Genomic DNA, 17,826 nt, shown 5'->3' with positions numbered 1-17,826 from the left:
TTTAATACGCTGTTCATTCTCCGTTCATCTTCGCAAGATAGGATAGAAGTATAAAGTAAACACACGGAGGCAAACGATATGAAAATCGCATGGAAAGAAATGAAGAAAAACAAAACTAGATTCCTGATTCTCGGGTCCATTATATTTCTCGTCAGCTTCTTGACATTTATTATTTCAGGACTGGCAAATGGATTATCACAGGATAATGCAGCGCTTATTAAAAAATTACCACAAGGGCAATTTTATTTAGATAAAGATGCAGACAAGACCTATAATCTTTCAAAAATAGATGAAGGAGTTCAGCAGCAAATCTTTATAGACAATCCTGAAGCAACTGCATTTTCGGTTCAGATGGGATTCGTCAATGACGCAGAAGATAAACAGCACAGTCTGGCATTCGTTACTTCTACCAATTCAGAGCTATTCGAAAACGTTAAAGAAGGTGAAATCGTTCTGGATCGTTCTTTACAAGAAGACGGAATTCAAGTGGGGGACGTCTTAACGAATAATCAATTCAGTGGAGAATTCGTCGTTAAAGGATTTGTTGACCAACAAAAGTACAGTCACGCACCCGTTGCTTTCATTGCCATGACGAACTATCAAGAAATTTACCGAGTGATGGAGATGCAGACGATTTTCATCCCAGGTAAAGATGCACCGACACTTAGCGCATTAGATTCTTTTTCAAATAAAGAGTTCTTACATGCCATACCGAGTTACAGTGCAGAGCAGATGTCATTGAATATGATCGTCTGGTTCTTAGTCATTATTAGCGGTATGTTGTTTGCTATTTTCTTCTATATGATGAACGTTCAGAAAATCGGGTTGTACGGCATATTGAAAGCGATCGGCATGAAGACGATTTCGTTATTCAAGATGATTTGGTACCAGATGCTAGTCATTACCGCTATTTCACTCGTGTTGTCCATTGCACTTAGCCAAGCATTTAGTTTTGTTGCACCTGAAGGCATGCCATTCCACTTAACATTGGATACCGTATGGATGCTATCAGCGGTGTTTATGGTGGTTGGGTTTATCGGTGCTACCATTTCAGGATTCCAAGTGAAAAATATTGAACCGCTTCAAGCGATTCAACAAGGAGAGATGTAATATGTCTACCTTTATTATTGATGAAGTGAAAAAAACGTTCTCTAATGGAGAAATTGAAGAAGAGATATTAAAAGGTGTCAATTTGTCTTTAAAGGAAGGTGAAATTACTGCGCTAATTGGTCCTTCGGGGTCTGGTAAATCGACGATTCTAACCATCGCAGCAGGATTGCAAAAAGCATCCACCGGTGAAATTATGTTTGATGGGAAAGACATGACGAAGATGAGTCAAGAAGAAGTTCGCCATATTCGGGCGACAGACTTCGGATTTGTTTTTCAATCTTCCCACTTAGTGCCTTTTTTGACGGTGGAAGAGCAATTGCAATTGATGCTTGATGTATCAGAAACGAAAACGAGCAAAAAGGAACAGGCTAAAGCAATAGATGAGATGTTGAAGTTAGTTGAAATGGAGCACCGTAAAGAGGCGTATCCTTCTTCTTTATCAGGAGGAGAGCGTCAACGCGTGGCAATTGCTCGTGCAATCATCCATCGTCCAAAGATCTTGTTTGCGGATGAACCGACTGCTAGTCTTGATACGAACCGCTCAAAAGGTGTGATGAAATTGTTGCAGGAATTAACACGTACCTTAAATTTGACGACATTGATGGTGACGCATGACGAAGAGATGCTACCGTATGTTGACCGGGTTATTACGATGCGGGATGGTTATATAGTGGAATAAGCAGTTAATCAAATCAAAGATAGCACAATTAACTAGGACGAAGTATTTTCGAAGCCAGAATAGAAATAAGCTATTCAACACGACTGTCGCATAAAGTGGCAGGTGCTTTTTTCTATGGTAAACTAGTGGCATAAAGAAGAGAAAAGGGGAGAATGACTATGAAATCACCATTTACATTTACACATACAAAGCCAGCGAATACAGAAGAAAAACGACCTGCATTATTCTTACTTCATGGAATGGGGAGTCATGAAGGAGACCTTCCACAACTAGTCCAAGATTTTAAAGAAACTCATCATATTTTCAGCTTGAGAGGTCCTGTCGTTCACGAGCCAGGCTATGCATTTTTCACAATTGAAGAGGAAGGAAAGCCGGTTCGTCAAGTATTCGATAAAGTGCTCGTCTACATCCAATCATTTATTCGTGAAGCCATTCAGGAGTACGATCTAGATCCTGAACGTTTGACAGTCGTAGGGTTTAGTCAAGGAGCCGTACTTGCACAAGCTCTGGGGGTAACATTGATACCTTCACTCCATGGTGTCGTGGCACTTAGCGGGTACGTACCTGATTTCGTCAAGAGTGAATACGCAATCCAGTCTGTGGAAAATCAACATGTATTTATTTCGCATGGAGACTATGATTATATAATTCCATCCCAATCTGGGGTGGAAAGCAAGGAGTATTTTGAATCGCTCGGCGCAGATGTTACGTTCAAGACATATAATGATGGACATGGCGTAACACCAGACAATCAACAGGACTTGGTGACGTTTATTCGTTCGCTATAAGGAGCTGGTCGGTTGAAGATTAAACCGTTTTGGGCGATTATGCTGACCATCGTATTGATCTGGGTTGGTAATTATATGTACGCAGAGCAGCATAAGCTGGATCACCCTGTCTTCTTGAATCATTATCTTGATGTGAACTTGGAGAATGAACAGTATATCCCGTTTTACTTCATTACGAATAAAGAAGATACATCTTTTATTCAACTTGTAGAGCTTGGTAATATTCGAGGAACTCCAGATCGTTTCGGGGAGAATGAGGGAGTAGAAGAAGTAGAGCAATTCGGTAGATATTCACTAAAGAGGGTGAATATCCAGTTCCATCCCGAAGCATTTGTGACACTTGGAGAAACCGTGAGATTCAATGAAATGGTTGTACACTTCTCCGGCCATGATACGACGATTTATCCAATAGGACAGATTCTGTTCCAACGTCAGAATGAACAGTTGGATCCGTTCTCTTTTAAATCAGGATCGGTAGGAGAATATTCTGAAGCCCGACTAGCCGCACGAGAAGCATTGACGATAGAATCGCTTACCACGGTATTCGATGATACTTTACAAGGGAAATTCCACATTAAATTGCAGAGTGCAGATAGTGCAGAAACAGAGCAATTAAAGACTGTATTGGAAAGTGATGAGTGGAGTAAAACAAAAGGCACCGATATACGTAAGATGAAGTTTCCTTTGTATTTGAAAATGGGTGACTGGTTGACAGTGAAAAGTTACGCTGATCCTTCTCTACATGCATTACTAGACGTGAAGATTGATTTAAATGGTACAACGGAAGCCGGTGAAGTGTTCGTCGGGCAAGTTGGTCATCTACATTTCTATCCGTATATGACGAAGGAATCTATACAACAAGTTATCGATGATCGGACGGAGGTAGATAACCATGAATAAAGCGTGTAGATTATTCTTCTGGGGCTACCTCTTCGTTTTCTTTCGGCTGCAAATAGGGATCGACATTCTGGCAGCACCGATTGGTTATTATTTGATTTATTCGGGGGCGCGACTTCTTGCTGAACATTATCCGGTAGCGAAAAAAGTGAAACTCACCGCATTCATCGGAGTGCTGATTTCGGTACCAGGAGTTTTCGTGGATCTATCCGAAGTTCGTGATATCGGCTGGACCCTATATGCCGAAACTTTATTCATATGGAAAGTAATCGTTGTCTACTACTTATTTGGCACGTGGAAATCGAGGATTCAAGAACCCGGCAAAGCACATTTGCATAACCGCGTACACATGGCTTATGTCTGGTACATGAGTATTCACTTCCTGATGATGCTGATGACTGCGTTCTCGCTAAATTTTGGAGATCATGCGTTTTCAACATTCTTCATCATTGTCAGTTTCGCAGTTGTTGCAATGGATATCATGCTACTGTTCCTTATCGCTTCCTTGCGTAGAGGGGATTGGTCGGAATATACAACAAACGAGACTTCACTGGATTAGTGGAGTCTCGTTTGTTTTATTCATATTTCCATTTACTCCAACCGTCTTAATCGCAATCTAGTCTTCACTGCAAAACGTTGCAATATAGCGGGCCAAGTCATCCCGAATAAAACTAGGAAAATGCCAAGAAACTGCAATAAAGTTAACCTTTCGCCAAGCAACAGCATCGAAGCGATAATCGCCACGGGCAACTCGACAGCACTTAAAATAGAAGACATGCCTGCTCCGACTTTCGGTACTCCGATTGAAAACAAGAAAATGGGCAGAACGATGCCGAACACACCTAATATGGCACCATACATCCACAATCCCTCACCCAACATTCCATTCCATATAATTTCAGGGGATTGGAAAAATGTAATGACGATTGCCGCGTAAAATGACATTAAGAAAAGCCGTGTCACTACATCCATACCGGGCACTGGCTTCTGATTCGCTGTAACGAATGCCGCGAAACTAAAGGCTGCAGCAAGTCCCCACGCCCAACCTTGCCATGGAATCACGCTTACATCGACGTCAATCAATCCGGCGGCTAAAATGGTTCCGCCGAATAGAAATACAAGCGACACCACTTCAGACTGTTTGGGCAAACGCTTGGCTCCTATACATTCATAAAGCATTCCAATCCATGTAAATTGAAAGAGCAATACGACCGCCAATGAAGCGGGCATATATTCAACTGCTTTCCCATATACCGTTCCAGTAATTGCTGTAAATAGTCCTGCAATTAATACTGGGAAACTTCCACGGAGTGTCGGTACGCCGCGTTTGACTAGGATAAAAATAATAAGTGCTAATAGAAATCCTGTATAATATTGGCTTGTCACTGCTTCTGAAGCGGTGAAGCCATCCTGTATCGCCAATTTAATAATCGTTGATAAAATACCATAACTTGCAGCTCCCAACACAACGAGCAGCGGATACATCCATAGTTTCATCCGCATAACCTCCATTTCCATCGGAACATAGTATATCATGGAAATGATTTTTTGGACTGCATAATACTTTCTGCATTTCCCGGGAAATATCGACAGCTACTGCAAATAAACAGGGGAAAGCCGTACAATGAAGTTTTCACTGTACGGCTTTTATCGGTAAATCAGTGCGGGGCGCCGTAGTCGTTCGACAAGCTACCGCCACTTAAACGAGGGGAGTGGTTGATTTTTTCTTTCATAAGATCTTTTCGCTGATCAGGTAAAGAAATGGAGTCGACCGTTTGCATATCTTCGTGCAAATCGAACAAACTAACTGTATTAGTCTGTAGATTTTCAGGATGTGTCTGAATCAGACGATACGTATTCGGATGATATTTAGGACTCGGGTTTTTTGTTGAAGCCACGTCTTATCGCCTCCTATTATGCTTGACGAACCATTTTTAGGAGCATATGTGCCAACGAGTGCTGCTCTTCTTTAGAACCTGAATCCCAAAGTTCTTGCAATAAATATTGCTCGCGGTTTCGAGGTTCTTCATGACGTGATAAATAATTGGCAATAAATTCAGTTGTCTTCGCCAATTGTTCATCACTCAATCCAAGGCTTTCACCTTTTTCCACTTTATCGGCTAGATAGCCTTTAAAATGATTGAAGTTCTGCAAAATCTGATCTTTCTTTTCATCGCCCATATTTGAAACTTCAGATTCCAGCTTCTTTTTTATTTCCACTAATTAACCACTCCTTTTCATTGTGATACAAATAGCTTGTACAAGAAGTGAAGAACTATGCAGAGGAAGAAATGTGTAAAGTATTTTGAATCATGTGTGAATATGATCTTCAGTGGGTAGAAGTATAGCATAGTGAAAGGGAGGTGCAATGATGGCTGATAAACAGTATGAGGGCACGTTTCATTCCGTAGATAATGTCCTATATAAAATAACTGAACTTGAAGCTAAGGGATTTAAAAAACATCATATGTCTGCAGTTTCAAATGTGCGGGATGACCTGAAAGTTTTGGAAAGTGATTCTGAAATTGAGGTAATTGGTATTCAAGAAGGATCGCTTTGGGATCATACGCGTCGTCTGTTCAACAGTAAAGATGAAATGTTGACGATCTTTATTAAAATGGGTTTTACGAAACAAGAATCCAAAACCTTCTACAATGATTTAAAAGAAGGTGGTATCGCTTTGTTTGTTGATCAATTAACAGATGAAGAACGAGCGCAGTCTGTAGATCAACATGATAGTGCCCGACAACAAACAGACAGTGGTGAAAACCTGGATGGGAGTTCGAATGAAGAAGGGACTAACCCTATTCCTAATAGTCCGCGAATAGGTACAGATCAATTGTGAAAAAGAAGGATCTCCCATCGTAATGGAAGATCCTTCTTTTTTATAGTAACTATAAAACAAGTCTGCTGATTGAGCAGCAGACTTGTTATCCTACGTATTATTTTTCAGGGTGTGCTTCGTCATCACTGAAATGTTCTTTTGTTTCACCGATTTTCTCTTGTGTAGCGCCTTTTGCTTTGTCCCATTTACCTTCAGCTTGCATCTTAGTGTTATCAGTGATATCGCCTAAGGTATCTTTTACGCTACCTTTAATTTTGTTGCCAATCCCTTTTAATTTATCTTCTGTACCATGGTCTTTGTTACTCATACTATCTCCTCCGTTTCGTTTGTTAGTATATAAATACCCCATTTTTAAAAGAGAAAACATCCAAATTATTGTCGCGAAATCTTGAAAGGCTACAACATAAATTTATAAAGAGAATGAAAAACCGGAAACCTTCTGGAGGCTCCGGTTTTTCGGGTGTATGCAAATGATTGGCATTACGGATTACTGTTCATTCCTGAAAGGTTACTAATTTGCTCCATAAGTTTTTCCCGTGACTGCTTATTTCGCATGAGGTAAAGTGCACCAAGTCCGACAGCTGTCATCGCCATTTTGTTCATTTGTCTAACACCTCCAAATGGTAGGATGGCTCTTTATACAGATAATATACATATGATTTCAATATGTTGTCTACTAATTCCTGTTAAACTTTTAGTGTAGTGATATAATTTCATTATTCACATTTTATCGACTGGAAGTGTCATTATGAATTCACAAGCAAAATCAACGATTCGCGAGCTTCGATTTTGGCGTATTGTCATCGGGCTAGGCATTGCTTCAGTGCTAATATTTGCCGCGATGTATGCTCTACAACCTTTGCTACCTATTTTAACAAAGCAATTCAATGTCTCCGTATCCACTGCCAGTTTAGCTATGTCCGTCAATACAGTAGGTCTAATTTGTGGATTGGTGATACTCGGGTTTTACTCAGACCGGCTGGGCAGATCCATTTTTGTGAAAATCTCCGTATTAGTAACGGCGCTATTATTTATTCCTATGTTTATGACGCATTCTTTTACTGTCATCCTTGTGCTACGTTTTATACAGGGCTTCGCAATGGCTGGCGTATTGGCTGCCGCTCTCGCTTATATCAATGAAGAGATCAATGAGCGGGTAGTAAGCGTGGCGACTGCGCTATATATTTCATTTAACGGCACAGGTGGGATGCTCGGTCGTTTTGTAACGGGCTATTTAGCGGAACGCTGGTCATGGGAGCTATCACTTCAACTTCTGACGGTCATAGGTGTGGTCGTATTTATCTTCTTACTAGTTGTTTTGCCGAAATCCACTCACTTCGAGCCGAGTGTGGAGTCAATGAAGAAAGATATGGAAGGTTTCGGCGTACATTTAAAGAATCCAGCTTTGCTAATTGTCTTTGGACTTGGTATTGTACTACAGCTGAGCTTTACAGGTATGTGGACGTTTCTGCCTTTCCATTTGACGGATGCACCATTTTCGATGACGCTTGATGAAGTTTCCTATATCTATTTCGCGTATGCATTTGGAATTATTGGTGCACCGCTTGCCGGCTCTATTGCCAGTAAAGTAGGTATGAATCCTATTCGTTTGATAGGTGTTATTCTGCTGGCGGTCGGCTGTCTTCTTACCATTCCAACTACATTACCGCTAATTATTATTGGTTATTGCGTGATTTGTCTTGGCTTTTTCTCTGCCCATTCTTTAACTGCCGCTTCTGTAAGTAAAGAAGCAACGCATCATAAAGGAAGTGCATCAAGCTTGTACCTCGTTTCTTATTATATCGGTATGGCGGCAGGAAGTACGCTAGTAACGCCGCTCTGGCAGTATGCAGGGTGGACGGGTCTCGCTATGTTTTCGGCGGTTGTGCCTGTAATCTATGTACTACTGATCCGATTACGACGTAGAGTGTTGAGTAAAGCACAGTAAATGAAAAACCAGATGCGGGAATGAGTCCCGTCACCTGGTTTGTTTTAGTCTTTAAATACTTCTGGAATGGTTTGTAAATCAATGCCCCATAATAATGGAAGTAAGAAGTAAATACAAAGTGTTACTAGTACGACTCCGACTATATTGAGTGCGAAGCCGGCTTTCGCCATATCAGGAATCCGCAGATAACCAGATCCGAAAACGACCGCGTTCGGTGGGGTGGCAACTGGCAGCATGAACGCACAAGAAGCTGCTACACCTGCTGCAATCATTAATGCGTACGGATGGAAACCGAGTGCGAGTGCCAACGAAGCCATGATTGGATACATCATGGAAGCTGTTGCTGTATTGGATGTGATTTCCGTCAAGAAAATGACCAATGTTGCAACGATTAAAATAATGAGAATAAGTGGAACACCTTTCAACCCAATCAGCTGAGCGCCAATCCATTCAGATAGGCCACTGCTGACAAAACCGGCTGCGATCGCCAGTCCACCGCCAAATAGAAGTAAGATACCCCAAGGCAATTTCACTGCCGTATTCCAATCCAGTAAGTGGTCACCTTTTTTATTTACAGACGGGATGATGAACAAAATCATCGCAAACACAATGGCTATGACACCGTCACTTAAGCCGTCAATAAATTTCGATAGGAAGAACGAACGTGTAATCCATGAAAAGGCAGCTAGAGCGAAGACGATGAAGACCAGAATCTCTTCAATTGATGGGCGTCCAAGCAGTTTCTTTTCATTATCGATGACTTCACGTCCACCGGGTAATGTTTTGACCGGTGATTTATAGATGATCTTCACTAAGTACCACCAAGTTAGTAAGATAAATACCCACGCGAAGGGCACACCGAATAACATCCATTTACCAAATGATAACTCGATACCATAAATTTTATTAATAGCTCCTGCAAGCAATGTATTCGGCGGGGTACCAATCAATGTCGCAACCCCACCTAATGAAGCAGAGTAGGCAATACCGAGCATCAATGCTTTACCAAAACCGAAGTTTTCTTTTGATGTGTCGATAGATGTATCGTCTTTTAAGGCAACAGATACTTGTGTAATGATCGCCAAACCAATTGGCACCATCATCATCGCTGTTGCGGTGTTAGATATCCACATAGACAAAAATCCGGTAGCTACCATGAAACCAAGAACAATTTTGTCCATATTTGTTCCGATGGCAGAAATAATTGTCAATGCAATTCGTCGATGCAAATTCCATTTTTCAAGCGCGAGCGCGATCATAAATCCACCCATAAATAAGAAGATCGTTTCATCTCCATAGGAAGACGCTGTATCTTTCATTTCCAGTCCGCCTGTCATCGGAAATAGTACGAGTGGTAGCAAGGAAGCGACTGGAATAGGAATAGCTTCCGTAATCCACCACACCGCAATCCATACGGTACTGGCTAAAATAGCGATACCGGCTGCAGATAAATCAGCAGGTTTGAAGAACAGTAGAATTAGGGAAAAGAGTAAAGGACCCAGTACCAATCCAATGAGCTGTGTAGCTGAATAACTGCGGGAGTCTCTACCTCCTCCTTCGTGATTCACGCCAATCTTTTTACCACCTTGTCCGCCTTTTACCATTTCAGAAGTATTAGGTGCAGTAAACAATCGGAAGACATCTTTCACTTGATCATGTAGCGACCAAAGACGATTCCAAGTCTGTTGTAACATATGATCCCTTCGTTTCTACGATGTATTTCTTGAAGAGTTGCAATCTTTCCAAGACAGAACCATTTTACCGACTAAATACGACTAGGACAAGAGGAATTAAGACTTTTTCGCATAGTTAGACAATTATTGTTACAATACAGTGTAGAAATCAAGGGTTATTGTATAGCAAAGGGCGAATTTAATTTTCGACACGGGTGATTCAACCGCGTATAATAAAGCTAACTATATAAATTAAACTAGAAGGGAAGTGAGCATTTGACGAAAAAGGTGTGGTTTCAGGTAGGTGTCGGTATATTGCTGGCATTGTTAATCACGAAATACTTTTTAGAAGTAAATTATATTTTTAGACCGGTTGGAGTTATTTTACAAACGATTATCATGCCATTAATCTTTGGTGGACTGCTTTATTACATAACGGTACCTATCCAGCAATACTTGGAAAAGAAAAATATGCCTAGATGGGGAAGTATTATAACGATCATGCTCATACTTGTAGCCGTTATTTGGATTTTAGTCGCAATCATTGGACCGATGGTGACGAAACAAGTGAATAATTTGGTGGACAATGGGCCAGCTCTCACCCATCAGCTCGAGCAACTGCAAGATCAAGCGATTAATCAAATGGACAATTTACCGGAAGGATTGCAAGAATCCATGAATTCAGCAGTCGAATCAATTCAAAAGTTTGCTGTGACATTCGGTAAATGGTTTGTACAATTTGTACAGTCATTCGTCCAAGCCGTAGCGTTACTGTTACTTGTACCGTTCTTCTTCTTATTTATGTTGAAGGATCACGAAAAATTTGCTCCGAGAATTTACAATGTGTTCTCCGGTAAGCGTCGTATTTGGGTAAAGAAGACGTTGGAAGATATTGACCAAGTTTTACGTTCTTATATTCAAGGCCAATTATTAATTAGTGCTATTTTAGCGGTAATTATTTTGATTGGTTACTCCATCATCGGACTTCAGTACGCTTTACTACTAGCAATTCTCGCTTTATTCATGAATATCATTCCATTTATCGGACCGTGGATTGCGGTGGCTCCAGCTTTAATCATTGCCTATTTACAGGAACCTAAATTAGTTATTTGGGTCGGAGTCGTTACGCTAGTTGCGCAGCAAATCGATAGCAATCTAATTACACCGAACGTTATGGGGAAATCACTCGATATCCATCCTCTTACGATCATTACGGTATTATTAGTAGCCGGAAGTCTTGCAGGGTTCCTTGGAATCTTGGTAGCTGTGCCTGCCTATGCAGTCGGTAAAGTGATTGTGCAGAATATCTATGAAATGCGAATTGAAATTAGTGAAGCCGCCACGAAGAATGTATAGCGATAGAACCGATCTCCTAGTTTTGTGACTAGGAGATTTTATGATGGATGAATAAAGCAAAACTGCACATCCTAATGGAAATGAAAGGGTGTTAGCAAATGCTGACGGAATTTCCGGTTATTCACACCAATGTATGGGATGCCATATGGGGTGTTCCAGTTGTTTTGGCCGTCGTATTGATTGCCAAATGGCTTTTTAAATTGCCTCCTAGTTGGCTTTCAACAGTGGCCACAGTAGTTGCGCTCGCAATATCTATATTCATCAGTCATCCAAAGAACTTGTCTGCCGGAATATTCATGGGATTTTTTTATAGTGGTGCGGCAATGGGGGTTATCTATTCGACACAGCAATCCTATTATGCTTATCGCAAACGTTAAAAACAGGCCTTCGCGTAGTAAGCGAAAGCCTGTTTTTTCACGGTAATGGACAAAAACCGCAACGCATCAATCCGGGTACATCTTTAGAGAAACAGCACGTTTTGCGAACGGTCGTATTCAATAAAGCGGATGGTTCGGAACCGTTTAAATAGCTTGCTAAACGTGAGTGATCAGCGATATCCATCCATGTGGTATCGTTTTTTAGCATCTCTAAATCTTCTCTTGCTTCCATTTCCGATCCTGGGTCAGACAATAGTACATGATATTGCCAGAGCCAGAAGCCGAAGATATTCTCCCATAAGGTAAGAGGCGATATGGGCACCACGCTACGCAACGATGTAATCACTGCATGTGCATCGTCCAGCACCCGTTTAATATGTGCTTGCCGGTCTTCGTCATCAATCATTTCCCAATCTGCGCTATCTACAAATATGCTAATCGTTTTATTGCCGAACTCCTCTCGTGCACCGAACTGTAGATCTTCCGCCAATCCGTTCCACATTTCGTCGTATGCAGCTAAATTATAAAGCTGCATGGCAAAAAACATACCGAGTCGACGTACGAAGAACGAAGTTGCGACGACTTCATTCGGACTTTGGCTGACAGTCTGGGCGACTTGGACGATACTCTGTACTTTTGAGGAATCCAATACGTCCGCTAGTGTGAATACGGGATGTGTAGGCTGTTCCAGGTAGACACTGTAACTATTCAATTCTCTAATTTGGTCTGGTGTAAGTGTAGTCATAACTTCAGTATAATCAAACTACTTTGCGGAAACAACCCGAACATGACGCCTGCCCAACCAGTTTACTAGGCCTTTACATACAATAGGCAGTGAAGAGGTGGTGAAGAGTGAAGACTTCAGAATTGGCTCGCAATGAATCATTTGAGGTGGAGCAAAGGGAATGGAAGTTGCGGCAACGTAAAGATCACGGCAAGCAATTGCTGACGATTGTGTCACCGTTATTCCTGCTGGTGCTATGGGAAGTGATGTCGAGAACAGGTATCTTGGATATTCGCTTTTTCCCGCCGCCCAGTACGATTGTGCAAACCTTTTATGACATGGTTATGAGCGGCGTGATGGCGAAACATGTTGGTGTCTCATTGTATCGGATTTTCATCGGATTTTTAGCAGGTGTCATTCCAGGTATCATTGTCGGTTTATTGATGGGATTATATTCTCCAATCCGACATTTCGTTCAACCGATTGTCATGGCGCTTATGCCGATTCCGACGTTGGCATTATTGCCGATCATCATTATTTTATTCGGAATTGGAGATTTGTCGAAGGTCGTGACGATTGCGGGAAGTGTGTTTTTCCCAGTTGTCATTAATACGGCGGCAGGTGTATTGAATATCGATAAAATTTATTTGGATGTTGCCAATAACTATCAAACGAACCAATGGAATTTCTTCTTTAAAATTGCTCTTCCTGGAGCACTTCCCGTCATGCTCGAGGGGATCCAGATGGGGCAGGCGATTGCGCTATTGACGATTGTGGCGGCAGAGATGATGGGAGCGACTTCTGGGATTGGTTATTTGATATGGACGTCCTATAAAGCCTTCTTATTGCCCGAAATGTATGTGGGATTAATACTCATCTCCTTTTTCGGTTATTTATTCTCGCTTATTTTGCGTGCGCTTCAAAATAAATTATTGCCATGGAGGTGAATGAAATGGAGGGGAAGCCGAAGATTACGGTGGATGGGCTAATGAAAGCTTTTTATAAGAAACAGGGCAGTGTCATTGCGCTCGAAGATATTTCCCTAACGGTAGATGAAGGAGAATTCGTTTGTCTCGTTGGGCCGAGCGGATGTGGCAAGACGACGCTGTTACGTATTCTGGCTGGACTGGAACAGCCGAGCGTCGGTAGTTTTACGATTGCGACAGAAACAAACGACCGGCCGTTGCAATCGATGGTATTTCAGGAACGTGGTGTCATACCGTGGCTGACGGTACGTGAAAATGTAGCCTTTGGGTTGAAGATGCGCAACTTACCGAAAGCATTCATTACTGAACGAACGGACTTTTACTTGAAGAAGACGGGGTTAGAACGGTTTGCTTCACTATACCCAAAGGAATTGTCTGGCGGAATGAAGCAGCGCGTGAGTATTGCGAGGGCTTTTGCGAATGATCCCGAGATTTTACTGATGGATGAACCGTTTGGTGCGCTCGATGAACAGAACCGCTTTATATTACAAGAAGAGTTATTGAGCATTTGGGCAGAGACGAAGAAGACCGTGTTGTTCATTACACATAGTATCGATGAGGCATTGTTGCTTAGTGATCGGATTCTATTGATGGGAGCCCAACCCGGTAAAATTATTGAAGAAATCATTATTGATAAGCCGAGGCCGAGAAAGATGGAGGATGTCCGGAAAGATCCAGAAATGGCGGCAAAATTCATCGATATATGGCGTCACTTACAAGAGGAAGTACTGAAATCAAGAGAATAAGTGATAAAAGGAGAGATGATGTGGGGAAATGGATGAAGAAGGCAGGGTTGTTCAGCCTACTATCGGTCGTATTGATGATGGGGGCATGTTCTTCGAAAGAAGTTGCGAAGCCCGTAACGAATGACGGCAAGCCGGCGTCAGGTGATTTGGCACCGCTTGAAAAACAAGCGACGGTATTTATAGCAGAAGATGGTGCTGCTTCTGGAGCTGGTTTCTATATTGCGAAAGAAAAGGGCTATTTTGATGACTACAATATACGTGTAGATTTTGCGGACTTTGCAAACAGCGATGATATGTTGCCTGCACTAGCCGCTGGCGAAGTGGATATCGCAGGTGGCGTTTCCACTGCATCATTCTTTAACGCAATCGCTCAAGGAATTGACGTACGGATTATCGCGGATAAAGGCCATAATATGCCCGGCAAGTCCTATTTCAGTTTCGTCATCGGCAATCATATGGTGGATGAAATCAAGGAGTACAGCGACTTTAAAGGAAAGAAAATCGCGGTATCGTCGCGCAACTCTATTGATGGGTATATCTATGAAGAGATGCTGAAGCATGCCGGTTTGACTGAAGACGATGTGGAGTATGTGCATATCGCGGACTTCGGTGCGATGCTTGGAGCGATTGATTCAGGAACGGTTGATGCGGCATTGAATATCGAACCGCTTATCGCGCAGGGTATCAGTAAAGGTTTTCATGTACGTTTCGGAGACGCGACTGATTATGCGCCTGAATCACAGATCGCCATGGTGTTGGCTTCACCGCAGTTCATGGCGAATGAAGATTTGTCGTTACGCTTCATGGCAGCCTATCTAAAAGGGGTGCGTGACTATAACGATGCGTTCTTTAAAGATCAAGGTAAAGAAGAGATTATAGACATCATGGTGAAACATACGGCGTTGAAAGATCCCGAGTTATGGGAGAGAGTGTTCGTGACAGGACTTGATCCGAACGGCAAGATGTTTATCGACGATATTAAGAAGCAGTATGAGATGTACAAAGCGAACGGGGCGATACGTGGTGAGATCGACTTCGATAAGTCTGTTGATCCGTCGCTTGTCGAGCGTGCGATTAAAGAGATTGGGTTATACGAAGATTGATAGTTGGTGGAGTTGTCCTAGAAGTCATGATGTTTGTGACTTCTGGTGATGGCTTCTTTTTTTGCTGTGGAAAGGCTGTTGGGGTAGGGATTGGCGCTTCGGAGGGGACGCGTTCCTGAAGGCCTGCGGCGAGCCAAATGTTCGCTGCGCTCTCTTAGTTGTCTCGCCTGTCGGGCTGATCCTCTGGGAGTCGCCCCTCCTACACGCCAATCCCTTGAAAACTGAGTAGATGCCACTTTCCGTTGTGCATTGAATGTGGATTGTAATCAGTATTCACAGGAATTTGAACTTGGATTTAAACAAGTTTAGATTTAACAATAATTAGCACACTACAGTGTGTGACTTATAGAACCCCGCTAACAACGTAGGATTGAAGCAGAAGCTGGGACGACTCCGAGTGGACCAGCGAGAGTCGTAGCGAAGGACGGCTTTTACGAGTGGAAGAGAAGTGTTAGAAGCGTACACTTTTATAGAACGCATGGAGTGAGTCACGCCCTCCGGAAAGCGTGCCTAGCTGGTTCTTTAATCCCCTCGTGGATACTAGCCTACTTACACAGCAATCATCATTAGAATTTAATCACACAAAGACGTGTTTTTATTAGCAAAAGTCGGACTTCTTTATGAATTCAGCTATTATCTGACAAAAAACATGCTAGAATAATAGGACTGACTAGTGGAAGTATGGTGAATGACATGAGGAAATACATAGGTGAGATTGGGTTGACGATCACCGCCATCATCTGGGGGAGCGGCTTTGTGATGAGCGCTCTCGCTTTGGAATATTACACGCCGTATCAAATTTTAGCCGTACGTTTTACAATAGGAGCGCTGCTACTGAGTGTCGTTTTCCATAAACGTCTACTCCAGGTGGACAAGTCGGTTTTGTGGAAAGGTGCGTTGCTTGGTGTTTTGCTGTATGCGGCATTTGCTTTGCAGACGGTAGGCTTGCAGTTTACGACACCTTCGAAGAATGCGTTTTTAACCGGTGTGAATGTAGTGATGGTCCCGTTTATCGCATTCATTTTATATAAACGGAAGCTGGATGCATTTGAATTGTTTGGTGCAGTACTGGCATTGATTGGAGTGGCGGTTTTATCGTTGCAGTGGTCTACCACGATTAACATTGGCGATATGCTGACGCTCGGTTGTGCTGTAATGTTTGCGTTTCATATTTTTTACACGGCACGATTTGTCCGAACAGAAGACGCTATTTTGCTAACGCTATTGCAAATGGCTATCGCCGCCGTAATCAGTTGCGTGACTGTTATCGGAATGGGCGAAACGTCATTTTCCATGGAACCAAAGGGTATAAGCTCGGTGCTGTACTTAGCTGTATTCTCTACGACTCTGGCATTCTTGATGCAGACAGTTGGACAGAAACACTTGTCAGAAACAAAAGCGGCCATTATATTATCGACGGAATCCGTTTGGGGCATGATTTTCTCTGTAGCCCTTGCCTATGAATTATTGACGTTCCGCATGTTCCTAGGCGCACTTATTATCTTTATAGCGATTTTATTATCAGAGGTCAGACCTCAACTGTTGAAAAAACGTATCCCCTCACAAGTAAAAGAGCATGAAATTTGAAAAAAGGGTTGCCCGACAAGTCATTAACTGACTTTTGGACAACTCTTTTCTATGTTTTCTTTGCGACCAATGAAGTTTGATAACTATGCAACGACATGCCTCCGATAATTACCAGCACGCCGACTAACGAAAGAGCGCCCGGTAATGGCAAGCTAAGCAATAGCATCTCACCAAGCATGGCGAAAATTAATTCAACGGACTGCGTAGCCTCGACAGCCGCCAGTTTCCCTTGATCATGTTGCACCATATCCGTCGCCATGAAGAATAATGAAGTAGCGATCACACCTGAACTGACTGAGACAATTAATGACTGCACGACTTGGCTCATAGAAGGCAAGCCGACAGTTGCCGCTGCATAGACCGCTAGCAGTAACCAAATAGGTATCGTCATCAGTGTCATTGCCAGTACACGCTGGAACATATCGAGCCGTCCACCTAGTAGATTCATCATTTTTCGATTGCCGAGCGGGTAGGAGAATGCAGCAATGACAAGCGGCAAGGTACCCAGGAGAATCGTTTTCGTCGATACGCTTCCTGCATGTGGAATCTGGATTAGCACAACACCAACTAAGATGACCAGTGAAATGACCAATGATGCTGTAGGAATGCGGTGACGGATCGTGCGTGTTTCGCCAGTCTCCGTCTTGGCTTGGAACGTGAAGAAGGGTGCTAGCAACACGCCAGCGACGATTGTCATCTGCCATGTTCCCGCAACGAGCCATCCCGGACTATAGCCGGCTGAAAACGTCAGCGGACCATAAAACAGGACGAAAGCTACGAAACTCCAGATGAAAAAGGGCCAAGGTGCCGCAGTCATCTCTCGTTTTACGCCAGGCAAGCCGCCGCGCATGGCTACGATGACCACTAGGAAGGGCACCATGAAGAAATAACGCAATGATGCACTCCACATCCAGCTGCCACCATCAAGTTCCATCGATCGGTTTAGCACAAAAGTAACCGCAAAAAAGAGGGCGGATAATATGCCAATTCCAATTGCCTTCATACAC

21 protein-coding genes are annotated in these 17,826 nt (G+C 42.7%); 13 read left to right on the top strand and 8 right to left on the bottom strand.

Annotated features, from left to right (window positions below; all coding sequences use genetic code 11):
* Positions 1-78: 78 nt before the first annotated feature.
* From CSV74_RS10170 to CSV74_RS10150, 5 genes are all read left to right on the top strand, one after another.
* On the top strand, positions 79-1,110 hold the full coding sequence (locus tag CSV74_RS10170; RefSeq protein WP_099691554.1) for an ABC transporter permease: 1,032 nt from the start codon (positions 79-81) through the stop codon (positions 1,108-1,110).
* A gap of 1 nt (position 1,111) precedes the next feature.
* Positions 1,112-1,789 carry an ABC transporter ATP-binding protein gene (locus CSV74_RS10165; RefSeq protein WP_099691553.1) on the top strand — a complete coding sequence of 226 codons (678 nt, stop codon included), beginning with the start codon at positions 1,112-1,114 and terminating at the stop codon, positions 1,787-1,789.
* Positions 1,790-1,947: 158 nt separating this feature from the next.
* Positions 1,948-2,577 (top strand): alpha/beta hydrolase, encoded by a 630-nt coding sequence (locus CSV74_RS10160; protein WP_099691552.1) that lies wholly within the window; start codon positions 1,948-1,950, stop codon positions 2,575-2,577.
* Between the two features lie 12 nt (positions 2,578-2,589).
* Complete coding sequence (locus CSV74_RS10155) at positions 2,590-3,477, top strand: hypothetical protein (protein ID WP_099691551.1); 888 nt, start codon at positions 2,590-2,592, stop codon at positions 3,475-3,477.
* Entirely contained in the window at positions 3,470-4,033 is a 564-nt protein-coding gene (locus CSV74_RS10150) for a hypothetical protein (protein WP_099691550.1), read from the top strand. The genes CSV74_RS10155 and CSV74_RS10150 overlap by 8 nt, the downstream gene beginning before the upstream one ends.
* Before the next feature lie 32 nt (positions 4,034-4,065).
* Here the strand turns inward: CSV74_RS10150 and CSV74_RS10145 are convergent, their stop codons facing one another.
* From CSV74_RS10145 to CSV74_RS10135, 3 genes are all read right to left on the bottom strand, one after another.
* Positions 4,066-4,977, bottom strand: a complete 912-nt coding sequence (locus CSV74_RS10145) for an EamA family transporter (protein ID WP_369823708.1) — start codon at positions 4,975-4,977, stop codon at positions 4,066-4,068.
* A 155-nt stretch (positions 4,978-5,132) separates the two neighbouring features.
* Positions 5,133-5,372, bottom strand: a complete 240-nt coding sequence (locus CSV74_RS10140) for a hypothetical protein (protein WP_099691548.1) — start codon at positions 5,370-5,372, stop codon at positions 5,133-5,135.
* 16 nt (positions 5,373-5,388) lie between these two features.
* Entirely contained in the window at positions 5,389-5,694 is a 306-nt protein-coding gene (locus tag CSV74_RS10135; protein ID WP_029053973.1) for a DUF3243 domain-containing protein, read from the bottom strand.
* 151 nt (positions 5,695-5,845) lie between these two features.
* On the opposite strand from CSV74_RS10135, the gene CSV74_RS10130 reads away from it, so the two are divergent.
* Positions 5,846-6,319, top strand: a complete 474-nt coding sequence (locus CSV74_RS10130) for a YflT domain-containing protein (protein WP_158231786.1) — start codon at positions 5,846-5,848, stop codon at positions 6,317-6,319.
* A 97-nt stretch (positions 6,320-6,416) separates the two neighbouring features.
* On the opposite strand, the gene CSV74_RS10125 is transcribed toward CSV74_RS10130, so the two are convergent.
* On the bottom strand, positions 6,417-6,626 hold the full coding sequence (locus CSV74_RS10125; protein ID WP_099691546.1) for a CsbD family protein: 210 nt from the start codon (positions 6,624-6,626) through the stop codon (positions 6,417-6,419).
* A gap of 173 nt (positions 6,627-6,799) precedes the next feature.
* The gene (locus tag CSV74_RS17020; protein ID WP_255397532.1) at positions 6,800-6,922 is read right to left on the bottom strand and encodes a hypothetical protein; all 123 of its coding nucleotides are present in this window, start codon (positions 6,920-6,922) and stop codon (positions 6,800-6,802) included.
* A 145-nt stretch (positions 6,923-7,067) separates the two neighbouring features.
* On the opposite strand from CSV74_RS17020, the gene CSV74_RS10120 reads away from it, so the two are divergent.
* Positions 7,068-8,267, top strand: a complete 1,200-nt coding sequence (locus CSV74_RS10120; protein WP_099691545.1) for an MFS transporter — start codon at positions 7,068-7,070, stop codon at positions 8,265-8,267.
* A 44-nt stretch (positions 8,268-8,311) separates the two neighbouring features.
* Here the strand turns inward: CSV74_RS10120 and CSV74_RS10115 are convergent, their stop codons facing one another.
* Positions 8,312-9,961: an SLC13 family permease gene (locus CSV74_RS10115; protein WP_099691544.1), complete on the bottom strand. Its 1,650-nt coding sequence runs from the start codon at positions 9,959-9,961 to the stop codon at positions 8,312-8,314.
* 255 nt (positions 9,962-10,216) lie between these two features.
* Between CSV74_RS10115 and CSV74_RS10110 the strand changes: the two genes are divergently transcribed.
* Complete coding sequence (locus CSV74_RS10110) at positions 10,217-11,296, top strand: AI-2E family transporter (RefSeq protein WP_099691543.1); 1,080 nt, start codon at positions 10,217-10,219, stop codon at positions 11,294-11,296.
* 98 nt (positions 11,297-11,394) lie between these two features.
* Entirely contained in the window at positions 11,395-11,673 is a 279-nt protein-coding gene (locus tag CSV74_RS10105; RefSeq protein ID WP_099691542.1) for a hypothetical protein, read from the top strand.
* 37 nt (positions 11,674-11,710) lie between these two features.
* Here CSV74_RS10105 and CSV74_RS10100 read toward each other — a convergent pair whose 3' ends face one another.
* On the bottom strand, positions 11,711-12,418 hold the full coding sequence (locus CSV74_RS10100) for a hypothetical protein (RefSeq protein ID WP_099691541.1): 708 nt from the start codon (positions 12,416-12,418) through the stop codon (positions 11,711-11,713).
* Positions 12,419-12,525: 107 nt separating this feature from the next.
* Between CSV74_RS10100 and CSV74_RS10095 the strand changes: the two genes are divergently transcribed.
* The 4 genes from CSV74_RS10095 to CSV74_RS10080 all read left to right on the top strand — a co-directional run bounded on the left by CSV74_RS10095 (position 12,526) and on the right by CSV74_RS10080 (position 16,819).
* On the top strand, positions 12,526-13,344 hold the full coding sequence (locus tag CSV74_RS10095; RefSeq protein ID WP_051210536.1) for an ABC transporter permease: 819 nt from the start codon (positions 12,526-12,528) through the stop codon (positions 13,342-13,344).
* 5 nt (positions 13,345-13,349) lie between these two features.
* Positions 13,350-14,129, top strand: a complete 780-nt coding sequence (locus tag CSV74_RS10090; RefSeq protein ID WP_029053964.1) for an ABC transporter ATP-binding protein — start codon at positions 13,350-13,352, stop codon at positions 14,127-14,129.
* Between the two features lie 32 nt (positions 14,130-14,161).
* Positions 14,162-15,232: an ABC transporter substrate-binding protein gene (locus tag CSV74_RS10085; RefSeq protein ID WP_099691606.1), complete on the top strand. Its 1,071-nt coding sequence runs from the start codon at positions 14,162-14,164 to the stop codon at positions 15,230-15,232.
* Positions 15,233-15,925: 693 nt separating this feature from the next.
* Positions 15,926-16,819 (top strand): DMT family transporter, encoded by an 894-nt coding sequence (locus tag CSV74_RS10080; RefSeq protein ID WP_099691605.1) that lies wholly within the window; start codon positions 15,926-15,928, stop codon positions 16,817-16,819.
* A gap of 49 nt (positions 16,820-16,868) precedes the next feature.
* Here CSV74_RS10080 and CSV74_RS10075 read toward each other — a convergent pair whose 3' ends face one another.
* Positions 16,869-17,822, bottom strand: coding sequence for a DMT family transporter (locus CSV74_RS10075; RefSeq protein ID WP_099691540.1), 954 nt, complete (start codon positions 17,820-17,822; stop codon positions 16,869-16,871).
* Between the last annotated feature and the right edge of the window lie 4 nt (positions 17,823-17,826).

The organism is Sporosarcina sp. P19 (assembly GCF_002743165.1).
Taxonomy (GTDB): Bacteria; Bacillota; Bacilli; order Bacillales_A; family Planococcaceae; genus Sporosarcina; species Sporosarcina ureae.
This window is presented reverse-complemented; position numbering and strand designations above follow the sequence as displayed.

Coding starts and splice junctions, on each gene's coding strand:
- CSV74_RS10170 (WP_099691554.1), top strand. CDS start 79: ATGAAAATCGCATGGAAAGAAATGAAGAAAAACAAAACTAGATTCCTG.
- CSV74_RS10165 (WP_099691553.1), top strand. CDS start 1,112: ATGTCTACCTTTATTATTGATGAAGTGAAAAAAACGTTCTCTAATGGA.
- CSV74_RS10160 (WP_099691552.1), top strand. CDS start 1,948: ATGAAATCACCATTTACATTTACACATACAAAGCCAGCGAATACAGAA.
- CSV74_RS10150 (WP_099691550.1), top strand. CDS start 3,470: ATGAATAAAGCGTGTAGATTATTCTTCTGGGGCTACCTCTTCGTTTTC.
- CSV74_RS10145 (WP_369823708.1), bottom strand. CDS start 4,977: ATGCGGATGAAACTATGGATGTATCCGCTGCTCGTTGTGTTGGGAGCT.
- CSV74_RS10130 (WP_158231786.1), top strand. CDS start 5,846: ATGGCTGATAAACAGTATGAGGGCACGTTTCATTCCGTAGATAATGTC.
- CSV74_RS10125 (WP_099691546.1), bottom strand. CDS start 6,626: ATGAGTAACAAAGACCATGGTACAGAAGATAAATTAAAAGGGATTGGC.
- CSV74_RS17020 (WP_255397532.1), bottom strand. CDS start 6,922: ATGAACAAAATGGCGATGACAGCTGTCGGACTTGGTGCACTTTACCTC.
- CSV74_RS10120 (WP_099691545.1), top strand. CDS start 7,068: ATGAATTCACAAGCAAAATCAACGATTCGCGAGCTTCGATTTTGGCGT.
- CSV74_RS10115 (WP_099691544.1), bottom strand. CDS start 9,961: ATGTTACAACAGACTTGGAATCGTCTTTGGTCGCTACATGATCAAGTG.
- CSV74_RS10105 (WP_099691542.1), top strand. CDS start 11,395: ATGCTGACGGAATTTCCGGTTATTCACACCAATGTATGGGATGCCATA.
- CSV74_RS10100 (WP_099691541.1), bottom strand. CDS start 12,418: ATGACTACACTTACACCAGACCAAATTAGAGAATTGAATAGTTACAGT.
- CSV74_RS10090 (WP_029053964.1), top strand. CDS start 13,350: ATGGAGGGGAAGCCGAAGATTACGGTGGATGGGCTAATGAAAGCTTTT.
- CSV74_RS10085 (WP_099691606.1), top strand. CDS start 14,162: ATGAAGAAGGCAGGGTTGTTCAGCCTACTATCGGTCGTATTGATGATG.
- CSV74_RS10080 (WP_099691605.1), top strand. CDS start 15,926: ATGAGGAAATACATAGGTGAGATTGGGTTGACGATCACCGCCATCATC.
- CSV74_RS10075 (WP_099691540.1), bottom strand. CDS start 17,822: ATGAAGGCAATTGGAATTGGCATATTATCCGCCCTCTTTTTTGCGGTT.